This is a genomic window from Nonomuraea candida, from assembly GCF_000725485.1.
Taxonomy (GTDB): Bacteria; Actinomycetota; Actinomycetes; order Streptosporangiales; family Streptosporangiaceae; genus Nonomuraea; species Nonomuraea candida.
Genome location: NZ_JOAG01000019.1, coordinates 233,132 through 259,444, shown reverse-complemented (window position 1 = coordinate 259,444; position 26,313 = coordinate 233,132). Strand labels below are relative to the sequence as shown.

Here is a 26,313-nt window from a genome sequence, read left to right as displayed (position 1 = left end):
GCTGCGACTGTGATGGCCATGAGCAGTTCCTCCGTCCCCCCGGCCACCACGACCTCCCCGGCCACCACGACCTCCCCGGCCACCACGACATGGATGCCGCTGGCGGTTCTGGGCACGGCCCAGTTCCTCGTGGTGCTGAGCACCTCGATCGTGAACGTCGCACTGCCGGAGATCCGCGCCGGACTCGGGCTCGGTCCCGCCGGGCTGTCGTGGGTGGTCAACGCCTACGTGCTGGCCTTCGGCGCGCTGCTGCTGCTGGGCGGCCGCTCCGGGGACGTGTACGGCCTGCGCCGCGTCTTCCTGATCGGCACCGCCCTGTTCGCCGCCTCCTCGCTCGGCGCGGCACTGGCGTACGACGTCGTCACGCTCATCGTGGCCAGAGCCGTGCAGGGCGTCGGCGCGGCGCTGCTGGCGCCCACCGCGCTGGCCCTGGTGCTGAACCTCTTCCCCGACGGGCCGCGACGCGGCACCGCGCTCGGCGTGTGGGGCGCGGTCTCCGGCGTGGGCGGAGCGGCGGGGGTGCTGCTCGGCGGCCTGCTCAGCGAGGTCTACGGCTGGCGGTCGGTGTTCCTGCTCATGGTTCCCTTCGCCGTGGCGGTCCTGGTGGCCACCTGGCGGTTGCTGCCCGCCGACCGGCCGCGCGGCGGCCGGCTCGACCTGCCCGGCGCGCTCGCCGTCACGCTGGGCCTGACCGCCCTCACGTACGGGGTGTCCAGCAGCTTCTGGCCCGCCATGGCCGCGGGGGCGCTGCTCCTCAACCTCTTCCTCTATCTGCAACGCCGATCGGCCGACCCCCTGGTCCCCGCGCGGATCTTCAAGGTCGGCTCGGTCACCGCGGCCAACGTGCTGATGGCGCTGCTCGGCGCGGTCTGGCTCGGCCTGTTCTTCTTCCTGCCGCTCCACCAGCAGCGTGTCCTCGGCTACACGCCGATGGAGGCGGGGCTGACCCAGCTCCCGCTCGCGCTCACGATCACCCTGGCCTCCTGGGCGACTCCCCGGCTGACCCGGCGGCTGTCCGGCCGGGCCGTGCTGACCGGCGGGCTGCTGCTGCTCACCGCCGGGCTCGTCTGGCTGGCGCGGGCTCCTTCCGGCGGAACCTTCCTGAACGACCTGCTCGGCCCCTCGGTGCTGATCGGCGCCGGGCTGGGGGCGGCGTTCGTCCAGCTCACCGCCCTGTCGGCGGCGGGTGTGCCGGCCGCCGACAGCGGTCTCGCCGGTGGGCTGATCAACGCCACCCGGCAGATCGGCGGCGCGATCGGCCTGGCCACCCTGACCATCCTCTCGCTCACCGGCGGCTACCGCGGCACGTTCGTGGCCGCCGCCCTCATCACCCTGTTGACCGCCTTGATCGCCCTGATCACCATCCGAAAGGACGCACTCCGATGACCGAACTGCCCAAGCCGTACGTCACCGGCCACTTCACCCCGGTCGCCGATGAGATCACCGCTCACGAGCTGACCGTCCACGGCACGCTCCCGCCGGAGCTGAACGGCCGCTACTTCCGCAACGGCCACAACCCCAAGCCGGGCATCACGCCCAGCCACTGGTTCAAGGGCGAGGGCATGATCCACGGTGTGCGGCTGTCCGGCGGCCGCGCCGAGTGGTACCGCAACCGCTGGGTACGCACCCCGTTCCTGGACGGCGTGCCGTTCACGGGCACCGAGCTGGAGGTCAGCGCCGCCGCCACCAACATCATCTTCCACGGCGGCCGCTATCTCGCCCTCCAGGAGGCGAACCTGCCCTGGGAGGTCACCGCCGAGCTCGACACCGTCGGCGTGTACGACTTCGGCGGCAAGCTCACCAGCGCGATGACCGCCCACCCGAAGGAGGACCCGGTCACCGGCGAGCTGCACTTCTACAGCTACAGCCCGTTCCCGCCCTACCTGACCTACTACGTCGCCTCCGCCTCAGGGGAGATCATCCGCTCGGAGGTCATCGACGGGTCGGGCCCGTCGCTCATGCACGACTTCGCCATCACCCGCGAGCATGTCGTGTTCCTCAACTCCCCCGTGGTCTTCGACCACTCCGAGCACTCCGGCATCCCGTACCGGTGGCACGATGACGTGCCCTTCCGGATCGGCGTCATGCCGCGCACCGGGCCGTCCCGGGTGACCTGGTTCGAGGTCGAGCAGGGCGCACTGCTGCACGTCACCAACGCGTACGTGGACCAGCACGGGCGCGTCGTCGTCGAAGGTCCCCGCTACGACCGGGCGGCCTGGGAGAACTCCTGGAAGTGGTGGGTCGGCGCCCCCGGGTACGGCACCAGCCCCGACGCGGGATCGATCCTCCACCGCTGGATCCTGGACCCCGCCACGGGCAAGGCCACCGACGAGCCCCTGGACAACCTGGCCACCGAGTTCCCCTCCATCAACGACGCGCTCACCGGCACGGCGAACCGCTACAGCTACGCCATCGCCTTCCCCGGCGCGGGCCTGTCCGGCTACCACACCATCAAGTTCGACACCGTCACCGGCCGCCGGCAGCTGCTGTCCCACGGCGAGCACCGCATGCCGGGCGAGGCCGTGTTCGTCCCCGCCGAAGGCGGGACCAACGAGGACGACGGCTACCTGCTCACCATCGTCAGCGACCTCAAGGCGAACGCCTCCCAGCTGCTCGTGCTCGACGCCACCGACATCGGCAACGACCCCATCGCCACCGTAGAACTGCCCCGCAGGGTGCCCGCCGGCATCCACGGCCACTGGATCGAGGACAACAAGTGATCACCGGGATCGACACCTCCGCCGCCGTCATCGCCCGCCACTCCATCAGCATCGACGCGCCCCTGCAGCGGGTCTGGGACCTGCACCTCGACGTGTCCGGCTGGCCCTCCTGGCAGACCGACATCACCGCCGCCTCGGCCGAGGGTCCGCTGGTCCCCGGCTCGGTCTTCCGCTGGACCACGTTCGGGATGGAGATCGCCTCCACCGTGTACGCGGTCCAGGCGCCGTACCGCATCCTCTGGGGCGGCCCGGCGCACGGCATCGACGGCATCCACCAGTGGACGTTCACCGAGAAGGACGGCACGGTGCACGTGCACACCGAAGAGTCCTGGGACGGCGAGCCCGTCCGCGCGGACGTCCAGGGCATGGGCGCCGCACTCGACGCCTCACTGACGGCCTGGCTCGAGCGCCTGAAGCAGACGGCCGAGAACGCCTGAAGGCGACAACCCCCGCCCCTGCTTCGAGGACCCGGAGGCTCGCGAATCGGCGGGCCTCCGGCCCTGTGTCGGGACGGCGCGGCGGTCGGGGAGCGGGGGTCAGGGGGTGGCGTGGCGGCGCTCGGGCTTGTGGGTGGTACGGCGGTTCGGCGGGGTGGCCGGGGCGGGGCGAGTGTGGTAGTGCAGCCTGAGGAGCGATCCCAGGCCGGTCTGCTCCAGGGTGACCTGATCGCAGAGATGCTGGATGATCCACAGGCCGAATCCGCTCGCACCGGCCGGATCGACGCGGGCGGCCCTCAGGTGTTCGGAGGTCAGCCGGCCACCGATGTCGAGGACCTCCACGCTCACGCCCTGCTCGTGGGCGCGGGCGGTGACCAGGCCTGCCCGGCCGCCGTGGTCGAGCACATTGGTGACCGCCTCGTTGACCGCGGTCACCAGGTCGTCAAGCCGCTCGCCGGACAGTCCGTGGTGCCGCCCGTGGAGGCGTACCAGGCCGCGGATGTAGCCGAGGTCGGGGCTGATGGGGCAGCGTAGTTCGAACTCCGCACTCATGGTGGTCGGGCCCGCGCGGGTCGGGGATGGAAAGGGAGGAACCGCGGGCTTCCCCTGAGCCACTTTCCGGACGGCCGATCGTTAAACGGGACGGGTGCCGGCCCGGCCGGCGTGGCCGTCGCCGCCTGTGAGAAGGCGCAGGTAGGGGGCGGGGAAGCCGGGGGTTGCGGTCGGTTGTCCGCATAATTCCGGCCATGCTGGGCAGCATGGATGACTGACCCTCGTCAGCGAGCTGCGCCGGGCGCAACGGACCGACCTTCGGAGCGGGCCGTCGGCGCCTGACAGGAAGGCGGAACGGCGACCGTACTGCTTCGTCAGTGCTTGTCCCCGCACCGTAGTGCCGCGCGGCGTCGTAGCGGCCCCTGCCGGAGCGTTCCAGCGCAACCCCGGCCATCGCAGCGCTGACGGATCGTTCCCGAGCACGTGGGAGGACCGATGACGTCCGAAACCGGCGCCAGCCATGCCTCCATCAGCCCCGTCGTGGATCCGCACGGCCTGCGCATCAGTGGCGAGCTCGATCGCGACACCGCGCCCGTGCTGGCCCGCGCGCTGGCCTGGGCGGTCCGGTCCGGCACCGCGGACATCCATCTCGACCTCGGCGAGGTGACCTTCATCGACGTGGGCGCCGTCCGGCTGATCACCCGCACCGCCACCGAGCTTCCCGCGCCCCGCAGGCTGATCCTCGATCCGATCCCGCCCATGATGGGCAGGCTGCTGCACCTGCTGGGCTGGCGGCTCGGCCCGGGCAAGAACTTATACGTTCCCGTCAACGGCGAGGGCCCACCCAGCCTCGATCTGTACGGCGGGCAGCCGATCGTCCCCAGCGACCCGGCCCCGTGAGCCGTAAAGTGTCCCGCGTTCCATGAGAGTCCAACCGATGGGCGGCGCACCATGCCGGACATACCCGCACTGATCGCCGGGCGCTATCAGCTGATCGAACTGATCGGCCGGGGCGGCATGGCCGAAGTCTGGCGCGGCTTCGACCAGCGGCTGGACACGCCGGTCGCGGTCAAGCTGCTCAACCCGCTCACCGGCGACGTGGCCGCGGGCGAGCGCTTCGCCCGCGAGGCCCGCGCCGCCGCCCAGATCATCCATCGCAACGTGGTCACCGTGCTGGACGTCGGCAACGACGCCCGGCATCGGTATCTGGTGATGGAGCTGCTGACCGGGCGCAGCCTGGCCGGCGAACTGGCCGCCCGCGGCCCGCTGCCCGTCGGCGAGGCGTGCGCCCTGCTGGCCCAGGCCGCCGCCGGGCTGGCCGCCGCCCACCGGGCGGGCGTGGTGCACCGCGACATCAAACCCGCCAACCTGCACCTGACCGCCGGCGGCGCGCTCAAGGTGGTCGACTTCGGCCTGGCCCACCTGGCGAGCGAGGCCGGCCGGTTGACCACCGTCGGCACCATCGTCGGCACCGCCGCCTACCTGGCTCCCGAGCAGATCGACGGCTCCGGCGGTGAAGCGGCCGGCGACCTGTACGCCCTCGGCTGCGTCGCCTACGAGACGATGTGCGGCCGGCCCCCGTTCACCGGCACCCCACCCGAACTGATCTACCAGCACCTCCACCACGCCCCGGAGCCGCCCCGCCGCCATCGCCCCGACTTGCCGCCGGCCCTCGAACAGCTCATCATGAGCCTGCTCGCCAAGGACCCCGCTCAGCGGCCCGGCGGCGCCGAGCACGTGCAGCGCGTCCTCCTCGGCCTGGCCGGCCCGCCACACCTCCGCGGCCGGCACCCCGCCCCCACTCCGCCACCCGCACCGCACCCTCCGGTAGCCGCACCAGGCCGTCCGGTAGCCGCATCGCACGATCGGGTGGCCGCACCGCATCCTGCGGTAGCCGCACCGCATCCTGCGGTAGCCGCACCGCATCCTGCGGTAGCCGCACCGCATCCTGCGGTAGCCGCAGCGCACTCTCCGGTAGCCGCAGCGCGGGCCGGCGACACCGCCCTGCTGGACGCTCCGCCCCCGGCTCCCGCGGCCTTACCGCTGTGGCGGCGCCTTTCCTTCCAGGTGGCCGCCGGGGTCGCGGCCATCGTCGTCGTCACGGCGATCGCGATCGCGGTGTCCCCGAGTTCCGGGCAGGTCGCGGCTCCACCGCAGAACGGCGCCACCACGGCACCGCCGACCTCACCTCGGCCCAGCGCCTCGACCCCCGCATCCCGTGCCTCCGCCCCGGCCACTCCCAGCCCCAGCCCCAGCTCCAGCGCCAAGCCCACCCGGCGTGCCGTCACCACGCCTTCCCCGACCCGGGCGGCCCGCCAGGACTCGCGTTCGTGGCTGGCAGCTCTCGACAACGCTGTGACCGCGCAGCAGCGGCGCGGCGGCATCAGCCCCGACGTGGCCGCCAAGGCGCACAAGAAGATCCGGGACGCCGCCGGCAAGCTCGCCGAAGGAAAGGTCGGGGAAGCCCGCGGGAAGCTTTGGGAACTCGGCAAGGATCTCGCCAAGGCCCGCCGGAAGGGCAAGCTCGCCGACGGCCCGCTGACCGCGTTCCTGGCCGGCGCGGGCTTCCGGTAGGGATATCTCCGGCCCCACCGACATCACGATGCGGCTCGCCCGGCGACGGACGTGGTTCCCCGGCTGACGGGAGAACGTGGGCGAGCACCCTGACGGAGGTCGGGGCGGCCGAGCCGGCTCCGGCAGCCCTTGCGAGCGCGCTGGGCAGCGACTACGGTCTCCGGATGGTCACGCTGCAGGACATCCTCGCCGCTGCGGCCGACGGACAGGTGCCCCGGCCCGGAGCCGGCCCCACGATCGTTCCGCAGCCGTCTCCGCGTGACGCGGGAGTGATCGCCTTCACCGCCCACAACGTGATCTACGCCGACGTGGGCGAGGCCTGGATCAGAGCCCGGCTTCCCGCCGGAGATCTGTCGGCGCCGCTCAATCCGCCTTTCCTCAGGGAACTGGAGGAACGCATGGGGCGCAGGGTCGGCAACATCGACATGCTCGCTCTGGCCGCCCCCTGCGCCGGTCCTCCGCCGATCGAACTGGTCGAGATCACGGCCGCGGCCCATCCTCGTGTCCGGCGCGCGCACCGCTATCGAGACGACGTACGCGTCTGGACCTGCCCAGGAGGTCTGCTGGTCATCGGACGAGGCGTCGCCGGTCGGCGGGAGGTCGCGATCGAGGTCGACCCGGCCGGCCGGGGGAGCGGTCTGGGCCGCACCCTCGCCCGCGCCGCCAGGCATCTCACCACGCACCCTCTCTGGGCTCAGATCGCGCCTGGGAACGCGGCGAGCGTCCGAACGTTCCTCGCCGCCGGCTACGTCCCGATCGGCGCGGAGGCGCTTCTCGTCCCACCCTCCCCGCCCGACAGCGCGCCGCTGTAGACAGCTGATGAGCGGCCGTCGTTGATCTGGCCCTCAAACGGCAGGTCCTTGCTCTCAGGAGAGAGCGCGTACGTGCGCGAGGCCGTTCTCGGCTGTTCGACGTCAGGACGTCCTGGGCGAGTGCGGGTGCTCCCATCGGCTGTGGACTCGAGGCAAGCCACCACGCGTGACCGGTCGGGAGACAGGAAGAGCTGGAAGCGGCGGGCAGGCTCGGTGCTTTTGACCATGCCGAGGATGAGGTGCTGAAGGTCGCAGGTGCTGAGCTGCGTGACCGCCTCGTCAAAGCCTGGGGATGCGGCGTTCCTTCGGCGGGTGAGACGTGCTCGACGCTGATAAGTCCTGCTCAGGCTGATCGTCTCGACCGGCTCCGGCCAAATCTCGAAGGGCGCGCCGGCCGCGAGCGCATGACGGCAGGCATGGCCGGCTTCCCCGTGGTGGCGAGGAGCTGAACGAGCGTCTCTCTGTCCATGGCGGCAGCGTACGCACGGAGCACCGCCCTGTACGAGGGTCCTTCTGGGAAGCCTTGGGGGTGATCGGAGGGAGTCAGGCGTCGGCGGGGTCGCGTAGGGCGAGTGCTTCGGTGTCGGTCAGGCCCTTGCGGGCTGCGACCCTGCGCCGTGCCCGCACCTGGGCGCTCGTGCGGGGGCGATATTTCGGGTCCTGGCCGCAGCCGCAGGGTTCGAAGCCTTCGTACCGCAGCCCCGCTCCCAGCACGGCCGCGACGGCCGCCCACTCGCGGTCCTTGGTCCTGCGCGGTGCGGCGAAGTCGTGGCCGGCGAGGAGCATCGGCCGCCGGCAGCGCGTGCACCGGTGCTCTGCGCCGTCCCAGGGCAGTTTGCGGCTCTGCCGGCAGGAGACGCATACGTAGTGGACCTTGTAGGTGACCATCGCGTACGTGCACACGGGGACAGAGTACTCGGAAGATCAGGGAAGATCGTTCAGCTGGGGCGAGTGGTGAAGGTCCTCGGGCTCGCCCGGGTCGGTACGGCCTGGGCGAGGCGGGCCGCGAAAGGGGCTTCGATGTACGTACGGTTCCAGAGTCCGACACCGAACGCGAGGGGAACCCATCCCGGTCACGGGCGGCGCCTGTTCTAGGGGGCTTCTGGGGTCCGGGGTGAGTGCGGCTTTGGGGGATGACAGTTGTCATGTCGGGCTCATGACTGTGACGTCTACGCCGCCTGCACGCTCCCGCGCGAAGATCTAACCATGACGAACAGCAAGAACTCCCCCAAGTGGAACAGCAAGAACTCCCCCAACTGGAACGGCATGTGGCCGGGCATCGCGATCGGCATGGGGCTGGGTGTCACCCTGGGTGACCTCCTTCTGGGCGTCTCCCTGGCGATGTGCTTCGGAATCGCCCTCTCGTACGCGCTGGGAGCCAACCGTAAGACCGCGGACGAGCGGGACCCGGCGGCAGGCAAGGCGTGACAAGGCATCGGCCTGGGACAAGCCGAGCAGGCGAGTCGATGGCGGACGCAGTGATGAGGCGGGGCCGAAGCGGGCGCGGCCGTTTGAGCGATCTGGCGAGTGGCGCCCCGCCATCCTGAGAACGATCCGGTATCCCGCCGGCCGCCACTTGACCGGCGGCGACCGCAACGACGTCACCACGTCGATGGCCCGGTGGCCGGCCTCAGGCCGGCTTGCGCCATACGGAGACGTGCTTCGCGGAGTCCTGGGTGAACGGAGACCCGTCCCAGTCCGCAACGCGACGTTCCAGCTCGAGCCCGGCGATCCGAGCCATCAGGTCGAGCTCCGCCGGCCAGGCGTACCGGTGCCGGGAGTTTTCGCGGCGGTAGTGGTCATCGTCGCCGTCGCGGGTGAAGTGGTGCGAGACGAGGATCTGCTCAACCAGGTCGAAGGTGTCGAAGCCGAGATGCTGCGGGGAGACGTCGAACGGCACCGCGACCTGACCGGGCGGCAGGAGCCGCAGCGGCGGCACACCCAGCTCGATGACGAATCGGCCGCCGGGCTCCAGATGCCGTGCGGCGTTGCGGAAGCACTCGACCTGCTCGTCCTGCGTAAGCAGGTTCGTCATGGTGTTGTAGACGAGATAGACCAGGGTGAACCCGCCCGGAACGACAGTTGTGGCCATGTCCCCGATGACTACCGGGAGGGTGTCCTCGTCGACCTTGCGCCGCAGCACCGCCGCCATGTGCTCGGACAGCTCGATGCCTACGACCGGCACGCCGCGTTCGCGGAGCGGAACGCCGACGCGTCCGGTCCCGATGGCGAACTCCAGCGCCCGGCCGTCTCCGGCCAGCTCGGCGAGGAAGTCGAGGGTCGGTCCGAGAACTGCGGGCGAGGACGCTTCGGCCTCCTCTGCGTCATAGCGGTCGGCGGTCGCGCGGGTCCACAGTTCACTGCTCGTCACGGGTGGCCACTTTGCCGGATGCCGAGGGGCGCTGTCGACGCATATAAGCGTGCACCGCGGCGCGGCGTGCACCGCCGGCAACTCGCCGTCGCCTTGAGCACGGTCCTCGCCGATGACCTATGTCGAGATGAACGGCGAGTGGCGGCCCGGCGGTGGCTGGTAGCCGCCGGTGAAATCTCGTCCGTGGCGGTGAAGTCCGGCTCGGGCGGCCTTTGAGATTTATCGCCGCGGGCGAATTCCGGGCGGCGGCCGTACAGGACCTGACAATTCATCGTTAGTATCGTCGGATGCCCGCGATGCGAAAGGCGTCCGCGCCGGCCGGGAAGCGTATGGCCTGGCTGGACGCCCTGCGCGGGGTCGCGGCCATGACGGTGGTGGTCGAGCATTCCTTCACGTTCCTGCTGCCCGAGGTGAAGTCGCCGGTCAAGGCGGTTTTCGAGCCCGGCTGGTACGGGGTGTTCGTTTTCTTCCTGGTCAGCGGATACATTGTGCCCGCGTCACTGGAACGGACCGGCAGCGTACGGGCCTTTTGGCTCTCCCGATTATTTCGGCTCTACCCGTTGCTTGGCGTTTGTGCGGCGGGGGTGCTCCTGCTGATGGCGGCGGGCTGGAAGGCGCACACGTGGTGGGACGAGCGCCCGATCTCCATGCTGGTGGGGCATCTGACGATGCTGCAGAACCTGCTGCAGGTCCCGAACCTGGTCAACGTCCTGTGGACGCTCTCCTACGAGATGGGCTTCTACCTGCTGGTGACCGCGCTGTTCACGCTGGGCCTGCATCGGGGGAGCGCCGGGATCTCGCTCGGGTTCGCCGGGGCGGCGGTCGCGGGCGCGGGCGTGCTTCCGGTGGCGATGCTGTCGGCCGGCGGGCCGGGTCGTATGCTCACCGTCGTCCTGGTGGCCACCGGGCTGGTGGGGGCCGGCCTCGCGGGGGTCCTCGCGGGGTCGAGGCCGGTACGGAGGGCGGGCGCGATCGTCATCGGGGCGACCGTGTCGGGCCTGCTGGCGGTCAACCAGGTCTGGCCGGCGCCCGGCGAGGGGCTGCTGATCCTGGCCACCATGTTCGCCGGCACGGCGTTGTACCGGGCCGAGCGGGGCGAGCTGCCCTGGCGGCGGGCCGGCTGGGTGGCGCTGGTGCCGTTGGCCGGGATCTGGCTGGAACGCGGCGAGCCCGGCGCCCAGGCCGCGGTCGCCGCCGCATGGGTCACCTTCGGCGCCGGGATGGCCCTGCGCCGCCGCACGGTGCCGCCGCCCCTGGCCTGGCTGGGGCTGACCAGTTACTCCATCTACCTGCTGCATCCGCTGCTCCTGGAGGGAGTCGAACGGTTCTGGCCCGACCCGCCGGCCGTGCCGCTGGGCCTGCGGCTGGCGGCGCTGGCCGGGGTCTTCGGGCTGCTGATCGGCCTCAGCTCGCTGACCTGGCGCTTCGTCGAAGGCCCCGCGCAGCGGCTGGCGAAACGGCTCATCGCCAGAACCCGGTCGGAGCGGGTGGAGTAGGGCTTGACCGGGCGGGTCAGGCGGTTCAGGCGGGATCGGGCGTCGGGTCCTGCGATCCGGCCGGCTTCGGCAGGGGCTCGTCTTCGAGCTGTTCGGTGAGGCGCTCCAGGCCGCTCCTGATGAGCTGCCCGTACTCGTCGTCGCCCAGTGCGCCGATCGTGTCCTGGGCCTGCCGGAGGTGCTCGCGGGCGCGGTCGAGATCGCCCAGCTTGCGGTAGCACTCGGTCAGGTTGAGGTGCAACGACGGGTACAGGCCGGCCGGGGAGAGCGTCACCCCGGCTTCCGCCACCCGCTCTTCGGTGATCAGGTCGGCGGCGGCCAGTGCCCGCAGATCCCACATCAGCTCCTGCCGCACGTCGTCCTGTACGTCGGCCATCGCGTGGGCGAGGACGCAGATGTACAGGGGATCGCCCTGCTCGCCGCCGATGTCGTCCCAGATCTGCGTGAACAGGTCGCGAGCGGCCTCCCGCCGGCCCTGGCGGTGGTGCAGCTCCACCCCCTCACCGATCCTGGTGATCACGGGGTCGGTGATCATCGGCGGCTCCTTCCCGGTTCCGGTTCGTTTGCGCAGGGGTGCCAGTATCGCGGCTTTCGCGGGCGGTCGCGGGTGTTCCGGGGCGTCCAGGAGGGTGGATGACCCCGGTGCCGGGCCCGAAGGCCGCGCCGACGAGGCGCTGGGTGGCCTGCCGGAAGGCGGCGCTCATGGGGAGGGCGGCGTCGTCGATGTAGTCGCGCGCAGAGCCGCGGCGGTCCAGGACAGGAACGCCGGGTCCTCCTCGACCGTGCCGTACGGCGTGCCGTTGATCACCGACACCAGGGACAGGTACCTGTCGTGCGCGTCCTCCTCCCGGGAGCCGGCGCGCAGCGTCTCCTCGGCGACCAGGAAGGCCGTGGCCAGCCGCTCGCGGGACCCGGCCGTGGACGGTGCGCGGGCGAAGGCGCCGGCGGCCGCGTCGGCCAGGCGGACGGCCAGCTCCCGCGCCCGGGCAGAGTCCGCCGGCAGCCCGGAGCGGTACGCCTCGGCGATCTCCTTCCCGATCGCCGCGCCCTCCTCGTGGATGAAGTCCCACACGGGCGCGGCGGCCAGGCTCCGGCCCGGGAACGTGCCGTAGACCTTCTGGAGGTGGGCGCGGACCGCGGCGCGGAACTCCTCGCCCCGGAGCAGGTCCGCCAGCTCGATCCAGGCTTCGAGCTGGGCGGCCGTGGGGTCCTCCGGCAGGCGCGGCCGCATCGTCCGCAGCCGCGCCACGAAGCCGGCGGGCACGTCGAGGCCCGCGCCGACCTCGTTCCAGAAGTCGTCCACCAGCCGCTCGCGCTCCTCGTCGGGCATCGAGACGAGCTTGTGCATCAGGGCCACCTGCGCGGCCGTGGCGCCCTGCCTGACCAGCGTCCTCAGCACCGCCCGCCGGGCGCGCAGGGCGCGCTCCTGGCGTTCGACGAGCTCCAGGTGGGCGGTGAGGAGGTCGTGCAGCGTCCGCTCGCCGTCGAGCAGCCGGCGGATGTCGTCCAGGCCGGCGTCCAGGTCGCGGAGGGTGCGTACGAGCTCCAGCCGGGCGACGGCCCGCACGTCGTACAGGCGGTAGCCCGTCTCCGTCACCCGGGTGGGGGTGACGATCCCGGCGTCGGAGTAGAAGCGGATGGCGCTGACGCTCAGGCCCGTGCGGTGGGCCACGTCTCCGATGGGGTACAGCTCGTTGTCGTCCATGCCCGTCACTATGGAGTCTCAAGCCGCTTGAGACTCAAGCCCCGGGCCCGGCCGCCACCGCGACGGGCGCTCAGTCCGTGTTCGCCCGGGCGCGGTCGCGGCGCTGGACGTACAGGCGGTTGCCCTGCGGGCCGGTCCACTCCACCCGCACGATGCCGGCCACGGCCGCGTCGCCGACGCGCGAAGGGTCGGACCAGTAGCCGAAGTTCGGGTTGCGGAAGAACGTGGCCCACACCTGGCCGGCGCGGTCCACGAAGAAGTTGTTGTGCCCGGCCCCGACCCCGGCGGTCCACCGCTGCGAGTACGGCCCCTCGAACGTGTCCGAGACGGCCACGACCGCGTCGTACTGGTACTGCGTCCGGCCGGGGCCCGGCGGGTCGTAGGCGTAGCGGGTGGTGCCGTCGGGGTTGGCGGAGGAGCGGTTTGCTTTTTCCGGATAAAAGCGCAGGTCGCAGGGGTGCGATTTAGCGTGCGCCCCGATCGGGGCCGTCAACGTTCCCGTAACGGGCCGGACGTCCGGGCGGCGGGTTCGGCCACAGCGGCGGCGGGCCGCAGGTGGCCGGTGGCCCGGAGTCGGTGGCCGGGGGTCAGTGGCCGGGGGGATCAGTGGCCGGTGGCGCCGTCGGTGCGCTCGCGCAGCAGGTCGGCGTGGCCGTTGTGGCGGGAGTACTCCTGCACCATGGCCATGTGCACCCAGCGCAGCGACATGACGATCCCGCGTCTCGGGTCGAGGAAGGTCTCGTCGAAGGGCCGGTTCGCCACCGTCTCGCGTACGGCGTCCAGCTCGCGCAGGTAGGTCGCGTAGTCGGCCTCGGCGTCCGCCTCGTCCACGTCGTCGAACTCCGCGTTGAGGCGGTCGTCGGAGCAGTAGAGGTACGCCACCCGCTCGCCGGCGAACCTCGTGCGGAACCAGTCGCGCTCCACCTCGGCCATGTGGCGGAGCAGGCCGAGGAGCGACAGGTTCGACGGCTCCACACAGCGTGACTTGAGCTGCTCGGCGCTCAGGCCCCCGCATTTCCACAGCAGGGTCTCGCGGTGGAGCTCCAGCCAGAGATCCGCCACGGCGCGCTCGTCCGCCGCCACCACGCTCAACGGGTCGATCCGCCTGGTGATCTCCGGCGCGTGCCAGGTCATGCAACCATCATGCCCGGCCCGGCGCGTGTCGGCGGGATGAGATCCCCGTGGCCCGCACCGGTTGGTGTGCCCTCGCGGGCGCTCAGAGGATGAGCACCTTGCGGGGGTTGCCGTCCGACTCGACGATCGCCAGCTCGTGTCCCTGGGAGAGCTGGTCCTCGACGAATTTCCAGATCGTGATGGCTCTGCGGATCGCCTCGGTGAAAGACAGGCCCTTGCGCTCGGCCAGCGTCTTGAAGGTGTCGGCAGTTTCGTGGCTCAGATTCACGGATAGTCGGACAAAATTGGAACTGTTACCCTTTTCTTCCCTCGAAGGGTTGTCGATCCTGTTGTCCTTGGTCATGGACTCACGGGACATGAATTCCTCTCCTGCCCCTTGGTGATGGGCACGCCGAGTGTGGAGGGGACGCTCCGACGTTTCGACTACGACACGGCTTTCATCGTAGGTGGATGGGACCATACACCGAGGTGTTTCCCCAGCCTGTTGGGCTAGTCCATACGCTGGCCGCACAGTTACACCCCGACGTATATCTGTTACACCCGTGCGGAGAGATTCACTCCCGCTGGACATTTCGGACAAGCTGCGCAAATTGCGCAGGAGAATTTTCACCACCAGATGTGCGCCATTGGTGAGTGGAAATCACACGAGCCTCATAGGATGTGCGTTGTTCGAGGGCTGCGGTGGTTAGCGGCCTTCTTGTGCATGCCAATCCGGATTTATGGGATATGTCGCGCTTTGGCGCTCCGCGGGGTGACCGGGCGGGGCCCGCTACGCCCTTTCCGCGGGCCCCGCGGGCGGGGCCCGGTACGCCCTTTCCCGCAGGACCAGGCCGACCAGGAGGAGAACATGAAGAGAATCACTCAACCGCCGGGGCCGGACGGCCGCCAGGAGGAGGGGGCGGGGGAGGAGGACGGCGGCGCCGAACCGGACGGCGAGCTGGTCGACGACTCGCCGCCGCCGCCCGACACGCCGATCGTGCGGCTGGAGGACAGGAGCGCGGGCCGGCAGCGCGGCTGGTTCATCGGCGTCTATCTGGCGGTGCTCGTCACGCTCATTCTGGCGAGCCTGCTGGGGCCGGCGTCCCTGCCCGAGCCCGTCTGGCTGCGGGTGCGGCCGGAGGTGGCCGAAGCCCGGTTCTGGACCTTCCAGGTGGGCGTGCTGATCGCCGGCTACCTCTTCTTCGACAGGCGCCGCCGGTGAACCCGCCCCACCTGCCCGGAACGAGACGTCCGAAGGCCGCCAGCGCCCGCGTGGACCAGCCGCGACAGTGGATGGTCATGAGCACCGTCACGCGGACTTCGCACACCTCCATCGAGCCGAACATCCTCTACTTCGGCACCCCCGTGGTCCTGATCTCCACCTCGAACGAGGACGGCACACCGAATCTGGCCCCCATGTCGTCGGCGTTCTGGCTGGGCTGGCGGGGCATGCTGGGGCTGGGCCGCCGCTCCAAGACGGCCCAGAACCTGCTCAGGACCGGCGAATGCGTGCTCAACCTGCCCTCCGACGCGCTCGCCGACGCGGTGGACCGGCTCGCGCTCACCACCGGGGCCGACCCCGTGCCGCCGGGCAAGGAGGAGCGGGGCTACCGGTTCGTACGTGACAAGTTCGGGCGCGCGGGCTTCACCGCCGTGCCGTCCGAGACGGTGGCGCCGCCGCGCGTGGCCGAGTGCCCGGTCGCCATGGAGGCGGTCCTCGAACGCCACCACCCGGTCGGGGACGGCGGGGTCCTGGCCTTCGAGGTGCGGGTGCGGCGCGTCTGGGTCCATGACGAGATCAGGAAGCCGGGCACCGACGACCACATCGACCCCGACGCCTGGCGTCCGTTGATCATGAGCTTCCAGCACCTGTACGGCCTCGGCCCCCGCCTGCGCCCGTCCACGCTGGCCACCATCCCCGAGCACGCCTACCGCACCACGGACCTGGAACGCGCCAGAGAGGAGTGATCCGCCCCCGGCACCCGATCCGCCCCCGGCACCCGATCCGGGCCCGGCACCCGATCCGGGCCCGGGAGCCGGACCCGAGACCGGGAGCCCGACCGGGGAGCCCGACCGGGAGCGAGGCTCGGGCTGCGTCCGACGGGGGCGGGGGCTGGAGGTCTACGCCGGGGCCGGGCCGTCCAGGAGGTCCAGCCAGGTGTTCCCCGCGCACAGGCGCTCGATCTCCGCCCGCGCGAGCCACGCCGCCCGGGTGCTCTCCGACCCGGCCGGCGGCGTCGTGGGCGCGCCGGGGCCCGGCACCACGGCGCGGAACATCGCCAGGTACGTCAGCGCCGGGTACCGGTAGCCGGCGGGCGGCGGCTCCAGCAGCTCGATGCGCTGCCAGGCGAAGATCGACAGGGCCGAGGGCGGCAGGCGCAGGCCGGTCTCCTCGTACAGCTCGCGGGCGGCCGCCTCGGCGGGCCCCTCGCCCGGCTCCAGGTGGCCGCCCGGGATGTCCCAGCCGCGCCCCTCCCGGTCGACGCACGTCATGAGCGTCCGGCCGAGGCCGTCCGACACGAACGCGAACGCCGAGGTGATCCCCTCGGCCGGCGGAAGGTCCTCGGAGAGGATCACGTCCAGCCGGTGCGCCACCGGAATCCAGGGCACCGTCATGGTCGCGACCACCCGAGCAGCCTCACGGGCCGCCGCCTGAGCCTCCATCCGAGCCGCCGCCCGAGCCTCCATCCGAGCCGCCCCCGGAGCCGCCGTCGCATCAGTCATCGCCTCACCGTCGCGGGGCCGGGGGCCGGTGTCAAACGGCCGGTCACAGGCCCCGGCGCAGGCAGCGGTTGCCCCAGAGGAGGCCGATCGCGGCGACGGCGCAGGCGGCGAGGGTGCCGTACAGCACGGAGGGGGCGGTCAGGTCGCCGGCGAACAGCGCCCGCTGGGCGTCCACGATGTACGTGACCGGGTTGACCTGCCCGAGCATCCGCAACCACGCCGGCGCCGTCTCCAGCGGCAGCAGCACCCCCGACAGCAGCAGGAGCGGGAAGAGCACGGACTGGCTGACGACGTAGAACAGGGTGCCGCCGGGGGCCGACTTGATGGCCAGGACGAACGACAGCGCCCCCAGCCCCACGCCGAAGACCACGAGCTGGACCAGGCCCGCCAGCACGCCCACCGCGTGCAGCTCGAAGCCCAGGGGCAGCGCCAGCACGATGATCAGCACCGCCTGCACGAGCAGGGTGAGCATCGCCTTGGCGGTCTTGCCGACCAGCATCGCCGTACGGTTGAGCGGCGTGACCATCAGGCGCTCCAGCGCGCCCCCGATCAGCTCGACCAGCAGGGTGTAGCCGGCGCTCATGGGCCCGGTCAGGCACATCATGACCAGGATGCCGGGCACGAACCACTGCCAGGACGAGCCGACCGCCCCGTCCAGCAGCGACCCGAACAGGAACAGGAACAACAGCGGCTGTCCCATGTCGAACAGCAGCCCGACGGGGTTGCGCAGGCTGGGCCTGAACTCGCGGTTGAAGATCGTGGCGGTGTCATGCAGGAACGTCGTCATGGGCGAGGCTTCTCCCGGTGAGAGTGAGGAACACGTCGTCGAGGGTGGGGCGGACGGTCTCGGCGGTGCGGACCTTGATGCCGGCGGCGTCCAGGGTGCGCAGGTGGCCGGGCAGCGCGGCGGTCGCCTGGGCGACGCGCACCCGCACGGTGGCGCCCTCGGCGGTGCCGCCGCCGAGGCGGGCGGCGGCCTCCGCCTCCTGCGCGGTGCCGGTGGTGATCACGATGTGGTCGCCGGCCAGGTCGTTCTTGAGCTGTTCCGCGGTGCCGTCCGCGATGATCCGGCCGCCGTCGATGATCACCACCCGCTCGGCCATGTTGTCGGCCTCCTCCAGGTAGTGGGTGGTCAGGAAGAGCGTCGTGCCGTACGTCGTGCGCAGGCGCAGGATGTGCTCCCAGATCTCCGCGCGGCTCTTGGGGTCGAGCCCGGTGGAGGGCTCGTCGAGGAAGAGCAGGTCGGGGCGGTGGATGAGGCCGAGCGCGATGTCCAGGCGGCGGCGCTGGCCGCCCGACAGCGTGCCGGGCAGCCGCTTGGCCAGCGGCGCCAGGTCCAGCAGGTCGAGTAGCTCGTCGGCGCGGGCGGCGGCCTCCCGGGTGCGCAGGCCGTAGCAGCGGCCCTGGGTGACGAGCTCGTCCCGGACGAGGAAGTCCTCGCCCGCGCTGTTGCGCTGCCCCACGTAGCCGATGCGGGCGCGGACGGCCGCCGGCTCCCTGGCCACGTCGTGGCCGGCCACCGTGGCGGTGCCGGAGGTGGGCGGCAGGAGCGTGGTGAGCATGCGCAGGGTGGTGGACTTGCCGGCGCCGTTCGGGCCCAGGAACGCGACGAGCTGGCCGGCCTCCACGTCGAGGTCGATACCGCGGACGGCCTGGACGCTCTCCTTCTTCACTTTGAACTCTCGGGTCAGTCCCCGGGCATGGATCATGGTCGGTCGCCTCCGGGCATGGCAAAGGAACCCCTGGTCAGGAGCGGTTTTGGGAATCTCGCCCAGTTTGCGCAGGCCGGAAGCGGTTTGGCAAACGCGAACATCACCTTCATATACGGCTCTGACCTGCGGAAACGCCGTCACGAGAGGTTGTCGATACGTGCCGGATTTCCGCCCCCTGAAGTGCGGTTTCCGCCCCGGCCGCAAGATTGTCGGAAGGATTCCCCGCACGCGGGCGGAACCAGGGGGACGGACGCCGCCGCGTCGGGCAGGGGCCCGCTCTTGCCGGCGGGGCGGAAGGCGCGGGGCCGGAGGGCCGAAATCTCTGTCGCGGCGAAAAGCGATATTCCCGGGCTTGCGGTATTGTGTGCGGCTCCGCAATGATCTGCCGCGTGAAACGTCTCTTGTTAATGGTGGCAATTGCTACGGTCGGCATGACCGGGGTCGCCCACGCGGCCGACGGAGTGCCCGGTGTGGATGTCAGCAACTGGACGGGCGACATCGACTGGGCAAGCGTTGCCGCCGGAGGCGGGAAGTTCGCGTTCGTGCAGGCCACCGAGGGCACCGCCTACACCAACCCGCGTTTCGGCGCCCAGTACGACGGCGCGGCGGCGGCCGGGCTCATTCGCGGCGCATATCACTTTGCGCAACCGCACGAATCCGATGGGACAGCGCAGGCCGACTATTTCCTGCAGAACGGCGGCACCTGGATCAGCGACGGCCGGACTCTTCCCGGGGTGCTCGATATCGAGGACAACCCGTACAAGGACAGGAACGGCAAGAACAACTGTTACGACCTGTCCGTGGAGGACATGGTGAAGTGGCTGAAGGACTTCACCAAGAAGTACCACGAGGCCACCGGCCGGCACGCGATCATCTACACCACCACGAGCTGGTGGCAGACGTGCACGGGCGACTCGACGAAGTTCAGGTCCAACCCCCTGTGGCTGGCCCGCTGGGGCACCGAGCCCGGCGACCTGCCGAAGAGCTGGAAGAAGCACACGTTCTGGCAGTCGGCCGACAAGGGGCCGCTGGTCGGCGGCGGGAACTCCTACAACGGCTCGGAGTCGCAGCTCGCCGAGCTGGCCAACCCGCCTGCCGAGGTGAAGGTGTCGGGGCAGGCCAGGAACCGGAAGACGTACACGGTCACGCTGTCCAACACCGGCCCGCACCCGCTGAAGGACATCCAGATCTCGGGGCGGGCGTTCGGCGGGCAGCGCGTGGTGCGGGCGCCGGGGTGCAAGTTCAGCGGCACGGCGGTGTCGTGCCGGGTCGCGGAGCTGCCGCGCGGCCAGAAGAAGACGTTCACGTTCACCACCAAGCCCAGGAAGACGAAGGGCACGGTGGGGATGAACGTGACGGTCGGCTCGGTAAAGCTCACCCTCAAAGCGCGATAAGGCAGGATAAAAACCAAGGCGTGGGCTTTGGGGGTGCGCATGAGACGGCGGTCGGCCCTGGTGGCGATGGTGCTGCTCCTGCTGACCGCCACGGCCTCCGTGCCGCTGGGGCTGTCGATGCCGCCGCTGATCGTGCGGCTGGCGTACCAGATCGAGCAGCGCGGCATCGTGTACTCGTGGGGCGGCGGCCACGCCGCCGCCCCCGGCCCGTCCAAGGGGACCTGCAGGGGGTACAAGGGCCGGATCAAGCCCTGCCCGGCGGCCCGGACGCGCGGTCTCGACTGCTCGGGGTTCGCCCGGTGGGTGTACGCGCTGGCGCACGGCGAGGACGTGCTGGGGCCGGGGAACACCGACGACCACGTACGGAAGATGCGCCGGGTCTCCTCGGCGCGGCCCGGGGACCTGGTGTTCTTCGGCAAGGTCGGCAAGAGGTCCGTCAGGACCCACCACGTCGGCATCTACCTGGGCGACGGGAAGATGATGAACGCGCCCGAGACCGGGGCCGTGGTGCGCGTGGACCGGATCCGCGGCAAGAAGGACTTCGCGGGGTTCTACCGCCTCTGAGGGGCTCCTGTGCCGGTTCGGTATGCCCGTAACGCCTGTGGCGCGGCAAAAATGAGAGACCGCGTGGCTAGTGTGTGCCGCTATGGACAGGCGTTGGGTCGGGCTCGACGGTTACGAGGTCGTATGCGCGGTGCGCGCGGGGCGGCAGGTGCTGCGGGTGCGCAGGAACGGCTGGCTGGTCGCCGACTGCACCTCGGTCGCCGAGGTGGCCAGGCACGTCGACCTGGCCGATCTGTGCGAGGTGATCGAGCTGCCGGCGCGGCGCGGGGCGGAAACTCCGGCGGGAAGTGTCCCGGGGGCCTGAACGAGTTCGCATCATCGCTGAGTGCCGTGTATGGTTACACCTGTCCGCAGCGCCGGACAGGCCCCTATAGCTCAGTCGGCAGAGCGTCTCCATGGTAAGGAGAAGGTCAACGGTTCGATTCCGTTTGGGGGCTCGCAATCTGAGGTGAGACGCCCGGTCCAAGATTTCTTGGAGCCGGGCGTTCCTGCGTTTCCAGGGGTCCCTATGGTGAGGGCCGCTCCGTCCCGGGCTTTCCGCGCCTCCCCGGCGATCGGAGCCGCCGCCCGGCCACGGCGTTCCCGGAGCGGGAAGGGGTCTTCCGGGAGGTTCGCGGGTGTTGGCGGGCGCTGCTACGCTGGCACCCTCGCGCCCGGGATCTCCCTCGCGCAGGGGCGGCAGACGGGGCTGTCGTTAATGGATTTCGATTGTCGGGGGTTCCTGAGGCATACTGGGAGCACCCCACCTGATCGGGTGAGTTACGAATGTGCTCCCCTCGTCAGGTATCCTCTACGGGCCGGGTCGTTCCGGCTCAAAGGCGGAGTAGCTCAGTCAGGCAGAGCAAACGGCTCATAATCGTTGTGTCGCCGGTTCAAGTCCGGCCTCCGCTACTGCCCTATCCCAGGTCGTCCGGCCTGGGTACGGGCGTGTCCATGTCCCGAACGTAGAAAGGCACTCCCAAGTGGCTGCCACCGACGTTAGGCCGAAGATCACGCTGGCCTGCCAGGAGTGCAAGCACCGCAACTACATCACGCGGAAGAACCGGCGCAACGACCCGGACAGGCTTGAGCTGAAGAAATACTGCCCCAACTGCCGCTGCCACCGCGCGCACCGCGAGACCCGCTAGGTTCTCCGGGCAGGGCTTCGCCCCTCCTTTTGGCATATCGCACAACCGGCGTCCCCTCATAGGGCGCCGGTTTGTCGTGTTACGGGGCGTTCCGCGCGCCGTTTCGCTCTCCCTCGTACGCCTGGCAAAAAGCAGGCCATGACCAGCGACAGCCGAACCTTGTTCTGTTAGCGTCGGCCCCATCAGCGCTGGGACGGAGACATGCGAGGGAGCAGCGATGGCCTTGAACCGTGACTTCGTGGGCAGAACCTATCCGCCGAGTGCCCCGTACGAGGTCAGCCGGGTGAAGATCAGGGAGTTCGCGGCCGCGATCGGCGACAACAACCCGCTCTACCGCGACCAGGAGGCCGCCAGGGCCGCCGGATACCCTGACGTGATCGCGCCGCCCACGTTCCCCATCGTGTTCAGCCTGCAGAGTGGCGGCGAGGCGCTGGTGGACCCCGACCTGGGGCTCAACTTCGCCATGGTGGTCCACGGCGAGCAGCGCTTCGAGTACGTGCGCCCCGTCTGCGCCGGCGACGAGCTGGTCATGACGGCCACGATCACCGACATCCGCAGCGCCGGCCGCAACGAGCTGCTGACGCTCAGGAGCGACGTGCGCACGGTCCAGGGCGAGCCGGTCTGCGTGACGTACAACACGATCGTCGAGCGCGGAGGGGCCGCCTGAGATGAGCGCCGTGGTGAAGTACGACGAGATCGAGGTCGGGCAGGAGATCCCGGCCGTGGACTACACCGTGCGCCGGGTCGACCTGGTGATGTACGCCGGGGCCTCCGGCGACTTCAACCAGATCCACTGGAACGAGCGCTTCGCCAAGATGGTCGGGCTGCCGGACGTGATCGCGCACGGCATGTACACGATGGCGCAGGCCGGGCGGTTCGTCACCGACTGGGCGGGCGATCCCGGCGCGGTGGTCGACTTCGGGGTGCGCTTCTCGTCGATGGTGGTCGTGCCGGACGACGACCGGGGGGCCACGATCTCGGTCAGCGGGGTGGTGGAGGAGAAGCTCGAGGACAAGCGGGTGGTCGTCGGGCTCACCGCGAAGTCGGGCGACACCCGGGTGCTGTCCAAGGCCAGAGCGGTGGTCCAGCTCGCCTGACCGGCCGGCGCCGCCCGAGCTGACAGGCGCTGCTCTCCGGCCCGTGCGGCCTGCGCCGACAGGCAGGGGTGCGGCTCGCCTGACCGGCCCGCCGCCCGCGCTGACAGGCGGTGCTCTCCGGTCCGTGCGGCCTGCGCCCACAGGCAGGGGTGCGGCTCGCCTTTCCGGCCCGCGCGGCCCGCGCTGATAGGGCGGGCGGGTCTCGGGTAGCGCGTGTGCCTATGAGTGATGTGGTGCGAGAGGTTTGGCCGACGGTTCGATCGATTCCCGTCTCGGCGGTGACCGACGCCGGGCAACCCGGCGGTCTGGGCCCGGCGCGGGCCGAGCCCGCGCGGGCCGAGCAGGTGGCGGGCGGCACGGGTACCGGCCGCGACACGGCGGGCGGCGCGTCGAAGGGCCTTTCGGGCGGCGGGCGGGCGCCCGGGGTCGGCACGGCGGGCAGCCGGGACGGCGGCGCGCACGCGAGGCTCAACCCCGCCGCCGAGCTGGGCTTCTCCGGCGACCCCGGCCAGCACGGCGACCCGGGTGACGACATGCTGCACGCCCAGCGGACCTGGGACGGCACGCTGGCCACCAACCGCCTCGACGACCTGGGCGTCAACACCGAGCGGCAGCGCGTGGAGACCCAGGACGTGACGGTGGGCGTGGGCCTGCTCGTGGACGGCTGGCCGCAGGACGTCCGCCGGTGCGTGCAGTCCCTGATCGACCACACGCGGGCGCGGGTGCTCGCGCTCGACCTGGGCGACGTGGACGGCGCCGGCGACGTGCTGGACGAGCTGGCCGCACGCCATCCGGAGCGGATCGCCGTCTGGCACGTCGCCGAGCGGCCCCACTGGCTGGGCGGCACGGCGACCTGGGGCGAGGGCCGGGCCAAGCTGCTGCGGCTGGACGAGTCCGAGGTGCACGTGCTGATGGAGACCCACCTCGTGCTGCGCGGCGACGCGCTGACCCCGCTGCTCGCGGCGATCGCGGAGGGCGCGGTGGCCGCCGGCTGGAAGGGGCTGAACCTGGTGGACGGCGACCCGGCCGCCGAACGGCGTACGGGCGGGCCGGACTGGCGGGACACGGGCGGGCCGGACTGGCAGGACGCGGAGGTCGGCGGGATGCCGGGCGGGGCGGAGTGGAAGGAGGCGGAGCCCGGGGAGGTGCGGGCGCTGACCGGGGAGCTGATCGCCGTGCGCAGGGCGCAGGCGCTCGGGGCGCTGCCCGAGGACGCCCGTTACGGCAGGTACGCCGATCTGGAGCTGTCGCTGGCCCTGCCCGGCGGCCTGGTCGTCCCCGGCGGGCACGTGCCCGTGGAGTCGATGGGACGGCACGAGGCGCCCGCCGGATACCTGGAGCGGGAGTCCCGGCGCAACTACGACGGGGTGCTGCGGAGGCTGCGCGCCTCATAAGCTTGTTGCCCATGGAGATGCTCGCGCCGTACACCACGCTGCGCCTGGGCGGGCCCGCCCGCGACTTCGCCGAGGCGACCTCGGCGGAGCAACTGGTCTCGCTGGTCGCCGAGGCCGACCGGAACGCGGTCCCCACGCTGGTGCTCGGCGGGGGCAGCAACCTGGTGGTGGGCGACGAGGGGTTCGACGGGCTGGTCATCAGGGTCGCCACCGAGGGCGTGAAGTTCTCGCGCGACGGCGAGCAGGCCATGGTGACGGCCCAGGCGGGTGAAGACTGGGACCGGCTGGTGGTCCGGGCGGTGGCCGAGGGCTGGTCGGGCATCGAGTGCCTGTCCGGCGTGCCGGGGCTGGTGGGCTCGACGCCGATCCAGAACGTGGGGGCGTACGGGCAGGAGGTCTCCCAGACGGTCAGGTGCGTGCGGGCCTACGACCGGCGCACCCGGCAGGTGGTCGACCTGGAGGCGCGGCAGTGCGGGTTCGCCTATCGCGACAGCGTCTTCAAGCGCGACCTGTCGCGCTACGTGGTACTGGCGGTGACGTACGCGCTGGAGATGTCCCCGTTGTCCGGGCCTGTGGCATACGAGGAGCTGGCCAGGAGGCTGGGCACGGAGGTCGGTGGCCGGGTGCCGCTCGAACGCGCCCGAGAGGCCGTGCTGGGGCTGCGGCGGGGCAAGGGCATGGTGCTCGACCCGGCCGATCCCGACACGCGCAGCGCCGGCTCGTTCTTCACCAACCCGGTGCTCACGCCGGAGCAGGCGGAGGCGCTGGCCGTGCGCGCCCCGGGGCATCCGCGCTGGGAGCTGCCCGGCGGGATGGTCAAGGTGCCGGCGGCGTGGCTGATCGAGCACGCGGGCTACCCGAAGGGCTACGCGCGCGGTCCCGTGCGCATCTCCACCAAGCACACGCTCGCGCTCACCAACCCCGACGGCGCCGCCACCACCGCCGACCTGCTGGCCCTGGCCAGGGAGGTGCGTGACGGCGTGCGGGAGAAGTTCGGGGTCACGCTGGTCAACGAGCCGGTGATGGTGGGCTGCTCCCTGGGGGAATAGCGGCCGGTCCCGGGCTGTTATAGTGCGTTGGAATTACCGAAGGGGAGTAGTCCCAATCGCGTGATCGACACACTGGCGCCTTCGCGGCGCCCGGTCACGCGGGCCTCATCACGGGCGGACGAGACCTTCGGCCTGGCAGTCATGTTCGATACGAAGACGCTGCCGGGCCGAAGTCGTGCCCGAAAACTCCCTGGGTTCCTGCTTCTGGCTCGGTCGCGCGGAAGAGGACCGTTGGAAGCGTTCTGGATCAGTCTCGTCGCCATCTTCGTGGCGGAGCTGGGCGACAAGAGCCAGCTCATGGCGATGACGTTCGCGACCCGTTTCAAGGCCTGGATCGTGATCCTGGGCATCACGGTCGCCACCACCGTCGTGCACCTGCTCAGCGTCGCCGTGGGCGGGCTGGTCGGCGACGTGCTGCCGACGACGGCGATCTCCGTCGTGGCGGGCCTGGCCTTTCTCGGCTTCGCGCTCTGGACGCTGCGCGGCGACGAGCTGACCGAGGAGGAGTCGAAGAAGGCCCAGCGGACGACCAGGAACGCCCTGATCGCGGTGACGGTGGCGTTCTTCCTGAGCGAGCTGGGCGACAAGACGATGCTGGCCACCATCACGCTGGCCACGCGCTACGACTGGGTGGGCACCTGGATCGGCTCGACGGTCGGCATGGTCGCGGCCGACGCGCTGGCCATCCTGGTCGGCCGGCTGCTCGGCAAGCACCTCCCCGAGAAGGTCATCCGGTACGGCGCCGCCGCCGCGTTCGCGGTCTTCGGCGTGGTGCTCCTGGTGGAGGCGCTCCTGTAGGCGAATCCCCGGACGCCCCGGCTCGGGAAGCGAGGCGGGGCGGCGGCCAGGGGTGGGTTAGGGTGGCTCGGCATGACCGGACCTTCCTCCCATCTCCGCGTGACCGCGGAAGCCTATGACGCCGTTGTCGCCCTCTACGCCGACCTCGCCAAGGACGCGCTCGACGACCAGCCGCTGGACCGCGCGGCGCTGGACGTGTTCGCCGAGGTGGTGCGGACCGCCGGGGGCGGGCCCGTGGCCGAGCTGGGGTGCGGCCCCGGCTACACGACGGCGTACCTGCGGGGGCTGGGGCTGGACGTCTTCGGTCTCGACCTGGCGCCGGCGATGATCGAGCGGGCCCGGGAGACCTTTCCCGACCTGCGCTTCGAGGTCGGCTCGATGGACGCGCTGGACCTGGCCGACGGGGCGTTGCGGGGCATCGTGTCCTGGTACTCGCTGATCCACGTGCCGCCGGAGGAGGTGCCGGCCTACCTCGGCGAGTTCGGCCGGGTCCTGGCCCCGGGCGGCCATCTCCTGCTGGGCTTCTTCGAGTCGGAGGACGAGCCGGTGACGCCGTTCGACCACAAGGTGACGACGGCGTACCGGTGGCCGATCGACGAGCTGGCCGCGCTGGCCCGCGCGGCCGGCTTCGCCGAGGTCGGCCGGGTGCTCCGCAAGCCGCACGAGGGCGAGCGGCAGCACCGCCGGGGCAGCCTGCTGATGCGCCGCCGCTGAGCCGGAAAGCCCGCCCCCGC

At 71.0% G+C, this 26,313-nt stretch carries 31 protein-coding genes and 2 tRNA genes; 22 read left to right on the top strand and 11 right to left on the bottom strand.

Translation table 11 applies throughout. The features are described from left to right. Positions 1 to 18 precede the first annotated feature (18 nt). The 3 genes from IO39_RS20360 to IO39_RS20350 are packed head-to-tail and all read left to right on the top strand — an operon-like array spanning position 19 to position 3,157. On the top strand, positions 19 to 1,386 hold the full coding sequence (locus tag IO39_RS20360; RefSeq protein ID WP_043625449.1) for an MFS transporter: 1,368 nt from the start codon (positions 19 to 21) through the stop codon (positions 1,384 to 1,386). Continuing rightward, entirely contained in the window at positions 1,383 to 2,720 is a 1,338-nt protein-coding gene (locus IO39_RS20355; RefSeq protein WP_043625269.1) for a carotenoid oxygenase family protein, read from the top strand. The genes IO39_RS20360 and IO39_RS20355 overlap by 4 nt, the downstream gene beginning before the upstream one ends. Beyond that, entirely contained in the window at positions 2,717 to 3,157 is a 441-nt protein-coding gene (locus tag IO39_RS20350) for an SRPBCC family protein (RefSeq protein ID WP_043625266.1), read from the top strand. The genes IO39_RS20355 and IO39_RS20350 overlap by 4 nt, the downstream gene beginning before the upstream one ends. Positions 3,158 to 3,256: 99 nt before the next feature. Here the strand turns inward: IO39_RS20350 and IO39_RS50795 are convergent, their stop codons facing one another. Next, positions 3,257 to 3,709 carry an ATP-binding protein gene (locus tag IO39_RS50795; protein ID WP_052423111.1) on the bottom strand — a complete coding sequence of 151 codons (453 nt, stop codon included), beginning with the start codon at positions 3,707 to 3,709 and terminating at the stop codon, positions 3,257 to 3,259. A gap of 435 nt (positions 3,710 to 4,144) precedes the next feature. On the opposite strand from IO39_RS50795, the gene IO39_RS50790 reads away from it, so the two are divergent. The 3 genes from IO39_RS50790 (at position 4,145) to IO39_RS20330 (ending at position 7,035) form a co-directional block, all read left to right on the top strand. Continuing rightward, the gene (locus IO39_RS50790; protein WP_052423110.1) at positions 4,145 to 4,549 is read left to right on the top strand and encodes an STAS domain-containing protein; all 405 of its coding nucleotides are present in this window, start codon (positions 4,145 to 4,147) and stop codon (positions 4,547 to 4,549) included. 51 nt (positions 4,550 to 4,600) lie between these two features. Then, positions 4,601 to 6,223, top strand: a complete 1,623-nt coding sequence (locus IO39_RS20335) for a serine/threonine-protein kinase (RefSeq protein WP_052423109.1) — start codon at positions 4,601 to 4,603, stop codon at positions 6,221 to 6,223. 164 nt (positions 6,224 to 6,387) lie between these two features. Further along, on the top strand, positions 6,388 to 7,035 hold the full coding sequence (locus IO39_RS20330) for a GNAT family N-acetyltransferase (RefSeq protein ID WP_043625263.1): 648 nt from the start codon (positions 6,388 to 6,390) through the stop codon (positions 7,033 to 7,035). 543 nt (positions 7,036 to 7,578) lie between these two features. Here IO39_RS20330 and IO39_RS20325 read toward each other — a convergent pair. Further along, positions 7,579 to 7,938, bottom strand: coding sequence for a hypothetical protein (locus tag IO39_RS20325; protein WP_211267075.1), 360 nt, complete (start codon positions 7,936 to 7,938; stop codon positions 7,579 to 7,581). Between the two features lie 303 nt (positions 7,939 to 8,241). Here IO39_RS20325 and IO39_RS20320 point away from each other — a divergent pair, with 303 nt between their 5' ends. Next, complete coding sequence (locus IO39_RS20320; protein WP_043625260.1) at positions 8,242 to 8,463, top strand: hypothetical protein; 222 nt, start codon at positions 8,242 to 8,244, stop codon at positions 8,461 to 8,463. A 202-nt stretch (positions 8,464 to 8,665) separates the two neighbouring features. On the opposite strand, the gene IO39_RS20315 is transcribed toward IO39_RS20320, so the two are convergent. Continuing rightward, complete coding sequence (locus IO39_RS20315; protein WP_043625257.1) at positions 8,666 to 9,406, bottom strand: class I SAM-dependent DNA methyltransferase; 741 nt, start codon at positions 9,404 to 9,406, stop codon at positions 8,666 to 8,668. Positions 9,407 to 9,693: 287 nt separating this feature from the next. Here IO39_RS20315 and IO39_RS20310 point away from each other — a divergent pair, with 287 nt between their 5' ends. Beyond that, positions 9,694 to 10,902 (top strand): acyltransferase family protein, encoded by a 1,209-nt coding sequence (locus IO39_RS20310; RefSeq protein WP_084773146.1) that lies wholly within the window; start codon positions 9,694 to 9,696, stop codon positions 10,900 to 10,902. Between the two features lie 25 nt (positions 10,903 to 10,927). Here IO39_RS20310 and IO39_RS20305 read toward each other — a convergent pair whose 3' ends face one another. From IO39_RS20305 to IO39_RS20285, 5 genes are all read right to left on the bottom strand, one after another. After that, the gene (locus IO39_RS20305) at positions 10,928 to 11,437 is read right to left on the bottom strand and encodes a hypothetical protein (RefSeq protein WP_052423108.1); all 510 of its coding nucleotides are present in this window, start codon (positions 11,435 to 11,437) and stop codon (positions 10,928 to 10,930) included. A gap of 165 nt (positions 11,438 to 11,602) precedes the next feature. Next, positions 11,603 to 12,607, bottom strand: a complete 1,005-nt coding sequence (locus IO39_RS20300) for a MerR family transcriptional regulator (RefSeq protein ID WP_043625251.1) — start codon at positions 12,605 to 12,607, stop codon at positions 11,603 to 11,605. 70 nt (positions 12,608 to 12,677) lie between these two features. Then, positions 12,678 to 13,100 (bottom strand): glycoside hydrolase family protein, encoded by a 423-nt coding sequence (locus IO39_RS20295; RefSeq protein WP_043625248.1) that lies wholly within the window; start codon positions 13,098 to 13,100, stop codon positions 12,678 to 12,680. A 110-nt stretch (positions 13,101 to 13,210) separates the two neighbouring features. Beyond that, on the bottom strand, positions 13,211 to 13,741 hold the full coding sequence (locus IO39_RS20290; RefSeq protein WP_043625245.1) for a DinB family protein: 531 nt from the start codon (positions 13,739 to 13,741) through the stop codon (positions 13,211 to 13,213). 82 nt (positions 13,742 to 13,823) lie between these two features. After that, positions 13,824 to 14,084: a ribbon-helix-helix protein, CopG family gene (locus IO39_RS20285; RefSeq protein ID WP_157548650.1), complete on the bottom strand. Its 261-nt coding sequence runs from the start codon at positions 14,082 to 14,084 to the stop codon at positions 13,824 to 13,826. 504 nt (positions 14,085 to 14,588) lie between these two features. Between IO39_RS20285 and IO39_RS20280 the strand changes: the two genes are divergently transcribed. Together IO39_RS20280 and IO39_RS20275 are read left to right on the top strand one after the other, a co-directional pair. Further along, positions 14,589 to 14,942 carry a hypothetical protein gene (locus tag IO39_RS20280; RefSeq protein WP_043625240.1) on the top strand — a complete coding sequence of 118 codons (354 nt, stop codon included), beginning with the start codon at positions 14,589 to 14,591 and terminating at the stop codon, positions 14,940 to 14,942. A gap of 77 nt (positions 14,943 to 15,019) precedes the next feature. Further along, positions 15,020 to 15,688, top strand: a complete 669-nt coding sequence (locus IO39_RS20275) for a flavin reductase family protein (RefSeq protein WP_043625431.1) — start codon at positions 15,020 to 15,022, stop codon at positions 15,686 to 15,688. A gap of 153 nt (positions 15,689 to 15,841) precedes the next feature. Here IO39_RS20275 and IO39_RS20270 read toward each other — a convergent pair whose 3' ends face one another. The 3 genes from IO39_RS20270 to IO39_RS20260 all read right to left on the bottom strand — a co-directional run bounded on the left by IO39_RS20270 (position 15,842) and on the right by IO39_RS20260 (position 18,153). After that, positions 15,842 to 16,348 carry an NUDIX domain-containing protein gene (locus tag IO39_RS20270; protein WP_052423107.1) on the bottom strand — a complete coding sequence of 169 codons (507 nt, stop codon included), beginning with the start codon at positions 16,346 to 16,348 and terminating at the stop codon, positions 15,842 to 15,844. Between the two features lie 139 nt (positions 16,349 to 16,487). Then, positions 16,488 to 17,231: an ABC transporter permease gene (locus tag IO39_RS20265; RefSeq protein WP_043625238.1), complete on the bottom strand. Its 744-nt coding sequence runs from the start codon at positions 17,229 to 17,231 to the stop codon at positions 16,488 to 16,490. Beyond that, entirely contained in the window at positions 17,212 to 18,153 is a 942-nt protein-coding gene (locus tag IO39_RS20260) for an ATP-binding cassette domain-containing protein (protein ID WP_043625236.1), read from the bottom strand. Before IO39_RS20260 ends, IO39_RS20265 begins: the two co-directional genes overlap by 20 nt. 473 nt (positions 18,154 to 18,626) lie before the next feature. Here IO39_RS20260 and IO39_RS20255 point away from each other — a divergent pair, with 473 nt between their 5' ends. The 12 genes from IO39_RS20255 to IO39_RS20200 all read left to right on the top strand — a co-directional run bounded on the left by IO39_RS20255 (position 18,627) and on the right by IO39_RS20200 (position 26,293). Then, positions 18,627 to 19,550: a lysozyme gene (locus tag IO39_RS20255; RefSeq protein ID WP_052423106.1), complete on the top strand. Its 924-nt coding sequence runs from the start codon at positions 18,627 to 18,629 to the stop codon at positions 19,548 to 19,550. 39 nt (positions 19,551 to 19,589) lie between these two features. Further along, entirely contained in the window at positions 19,590 to 20,114 is a 525-nt protein-coding gene (locus tag IO39_RS20250) for a C40 family peptidase (protein ID WP_043625234.1), read from the top strand. Positions 20,115 to 20,196: 82 nt separating this feature from the next. Beyond that, positions 20,197 to 20,418, top strand: a complete 222-nt coding sequence (locus IO39_RS20245) for a hypothetical protein (RefSeq protein ID WP_052423105.1) — start codon at positions 20,197 to 20,199, stop codon at positions 20,416 to 20,418. 60 nt (positions 20,419 to 20,478) lie between these two features. Continuing rightward, positions 20,479 to 20,551: transfer RNA gene (locus IO39_RS20240), tRNA-Thr, on the top strand. A 380-nt stretch (positions 20,552 to 20,931) separates the two neighbouring features. Further along, positions 20,932 to 21,005: transfer RNA gene (locus IO39_RS20235), tRNA-Met, on the top strand. Positions 21,006 to 21,076: 71 nt separating this feature from the next. Continuing rightward, positions 21,077 to 21,241 carry a 50S ribosomal protein L33 gene (gene rpmG, locus IO39_RS20230; protein WP_019632658.1) on the top strand — a complete coding sequence of 55 codons (165 nt, stop codon included), beginning with the start codon at positions 21,077 to 21,079 and terminating at the stop codon, positions 21,239 to 21,241. Between the two features lie 217 nt (positions 21,242 to 21,458). After that, positions 21,459 to 21,908 carry a MaoC family dehydratase N-terminal domain-containing protein gene (locus tag IO39_RS20225; RefSeq protein ID WP_043625228.1) on the top strand — a complete coding sequence of 150 codons (450 nt, stop codon included), beginning with the start codon at positions 21,459 to 21,461 and terminating at the stop codon, positions 21,906 to 21,908. 1 nt (position 21,909) lies between these two features. Continuing rightward, the gene (locus tag IO39_RS20220) at positions 21,910 to 22,338 is read left to right on the top strand and encodes a MaoC family dehydratase (RefSeq protein WP_043625226.1); all 429 of its coding nucleotides are present in this window, start codon (positions 21,910 to 21,912) and stop codon (positions 22,336 to 22,338) included. A gap of 278 nt (positions 22,339 to 22,616) precedes the next feature. After that, complete coding sequence (locus IO39_RS20215; protein WP_043625224.1) at positions 22,617 to 23,732, top strand: hypothetical protein; 1,116 nt, start codon at positions 22,617 to 22,619, stop codon at positions 23,730 to 23,732. Between the two features lie 11 nt (positions 23,733 to 23,743). Further along, entirely contained in the window at positions 23,744 to 24,781 is a 1,038-nt protein-coding gene (locus IO39_RS20210) for a UDP-N-acetylmuramate dehydrogenase (RefSeq protein WP_043625223.1), read from the top strand. Between the two features lie 231 nt (positions 24,782 to 25,012). Continuing rightward, entirely contained in the window at positions 25,013 to 25,579 is a 567-nt protein-coding gene (locus IO39_RS20205) for a TMEM165/GDT1 family protein (RefSeq protein ID WP_043625221.1), read from the top strand. Between the two features lie 72 nt (positions 25,580 to 25,651). Next, on the top strand, positions 25,652 to 26,293 hold the full coding sequence (locus IO39_RS20200) for a class I SAM-dependent methyltransferase (RefSeq protein ID WP_043625218.1): 642 nt from the start codon (positions 25,652 to 25,654) through the stop codon (positions 26,291 to 26,293). Positions 26,294 to 26,313: the final 20 nt, after the last annotated feature.

Excerpts from the sequence above, each read along its gene's own strand:
- IO39_RS20360 (WP_043625449.1), top strand. The coding sequence starts at position 19 with ATGAGCAGTTCCTCCGTCCCCCCGGCCACCACGACCTCCCCGGCCACC.
- IO39_RS20355 (WP_043625269.1), top strand. The coding sequence starts at position 1,383 with ATGACCGAACTGCCCAAGCCGTACGTCACCGGCCACTTCACCCCGGTC.
- IO39_RS50795 (WP_052423111.1), bottom strand. The coding sequence starts at position 3,709 with ATGAGTGCGGAGTTCGAACTACGCTGCCCCATCAGCCCCGACCTCGGC.
- IO39_RS50790 (WP_052423110.1), top strand. The coding sequence starts at position 4,145 with ATGACGTCCGAAACCGGCGCCAGCCATGCCTCCATCAGCCCCGTCGTG.
- IO39_RS20335 (WP_052423109.1), top strand. The coding sequence starts at position 4,601 with ATGCCGGACATACCCGCACTGATCGCCGGGCGCTATCAGCTGATCGAA.
- IO39_RS20330 (WP_043625263.1), top strand. The coding sequence starts at position 6,388 with ATGGTCACGCTGCAGGACATCCTCGCCGCTGCGGCCGACGGACAGGTG.
- IO39_RS20320 (WP_043625260.1), top strand. The coding sequence starts at position 8,242 with ATGACGAACAGCAAGAACTCCCCCAAGTGGAACAGCAAGAACTCCCCC.
- IO39_RS20310 (WP_084773146.1), top strand. The coding sequence starts at position 9,694 with ATGCCCGCGATGCGAAAGGCGTCCGCGCCGGCCGGGAAGCGTATGGCC.
- IO39_RS20305 (WP_052423108.1), bottom strand. The coding sequence starts at position 11,437 with ATGATCACCGACCCCGTGATCACCAGGATCGGTGAGGGGGTGGAGCTG.
- IO39_RS20300 (WP_043625251.1), bottom strand. The coding sequence starts at position 12,607 with ATGGACGACAACGAGCTGTACCCCATCGGAGACGTGGCCCACCGCACG.
- IO39_RS20290 (WP_043625245.1), bottom strand. The coding sequence starts at position 13,741 with ATGACCTGGCACGCGCCGGAGATCACCAGGCGGATCGACCCGTTGAGC.
- IO39_RS20285 (WP_157548650.1), bottom strand. The coding sequence starts at position 14,084 with ATGACCAAGGACAACAGGATCGACAACCCTTCGAGGGAAGAAAAGGGT.
- IO39_RS20280 (WP_043625240.1), top strand. The coding sequence starts at position 14,589 with ATGAAGAGAATCACTCAACCGCCGGGGCCGGACGGCCGCCAGGAGGAG.
- IO39_RS20275 (WP_043625431.1), top strand. The coding sequence starts at position 15,020 with ATGAGCACCGTCACGCGGACTTCGCACACCTCCATCGAGCCGAACATC.
- IO39_RS20265 (WP_043625238.1), bottom strand. The coding sequence starts at position 17,231 with ATGACGACGTTCCTGCATGACACCGCCACGATCTTCAACCGCGAGTTC.
- IO39_RS20260 (WP_043625236.1), bottom strand. The coding sequence starts at position 18,153 with ATGATCCATGCCCGGGGACTGACCCGAGAGTTCAAAGTGAAGAAGGAG.
- IO39_RS20250 (WP_043625234.1), top strand. The coding sequence starts at position 19,590 with ATGAGACGGCGGTCGGCCCTGGTGGCGATGGTGCTGCTCCTGCTGACC.
- IO39_RS20245 (WP_052423105.1), top strand. The coding sequence starts at position 20,197 with ATGGACAGGCGTTGGGTCGGGCTCGACGGTTACGAGGTCGTATGCGCG.
- IO39_RS20225 (WP_043625228.1), top strand. The coding sequence starts at position 21,459 with ATGGCCTTGAACCGTGACTTCGTGGGCAGAACCTATCCGCCGAGTGCC.
- IO39_RS20220 (WP_043625226.1), top strand. The coding sequence starts at position 21,910 with ATGAGCGCCGTGGTGAAGTACGACGAGATCGAGGTCGGGCAGGAGATC.
- IO39_RS20210 (WP_043625223.1), top strand. The coding sequence starts at position 23,744 with ATGGAGATGCTCGCGCCGTACACCACGCTGCGCCTGGGCGGGCCCGCC.
- IO39_RS20200 (WP_043625218.1), top strand. The coding sequence starts at position 25,652 with ATGACCGGACCTTCCTCCCATCTCCGCGTGACCGCGGAAGCCTATGAC.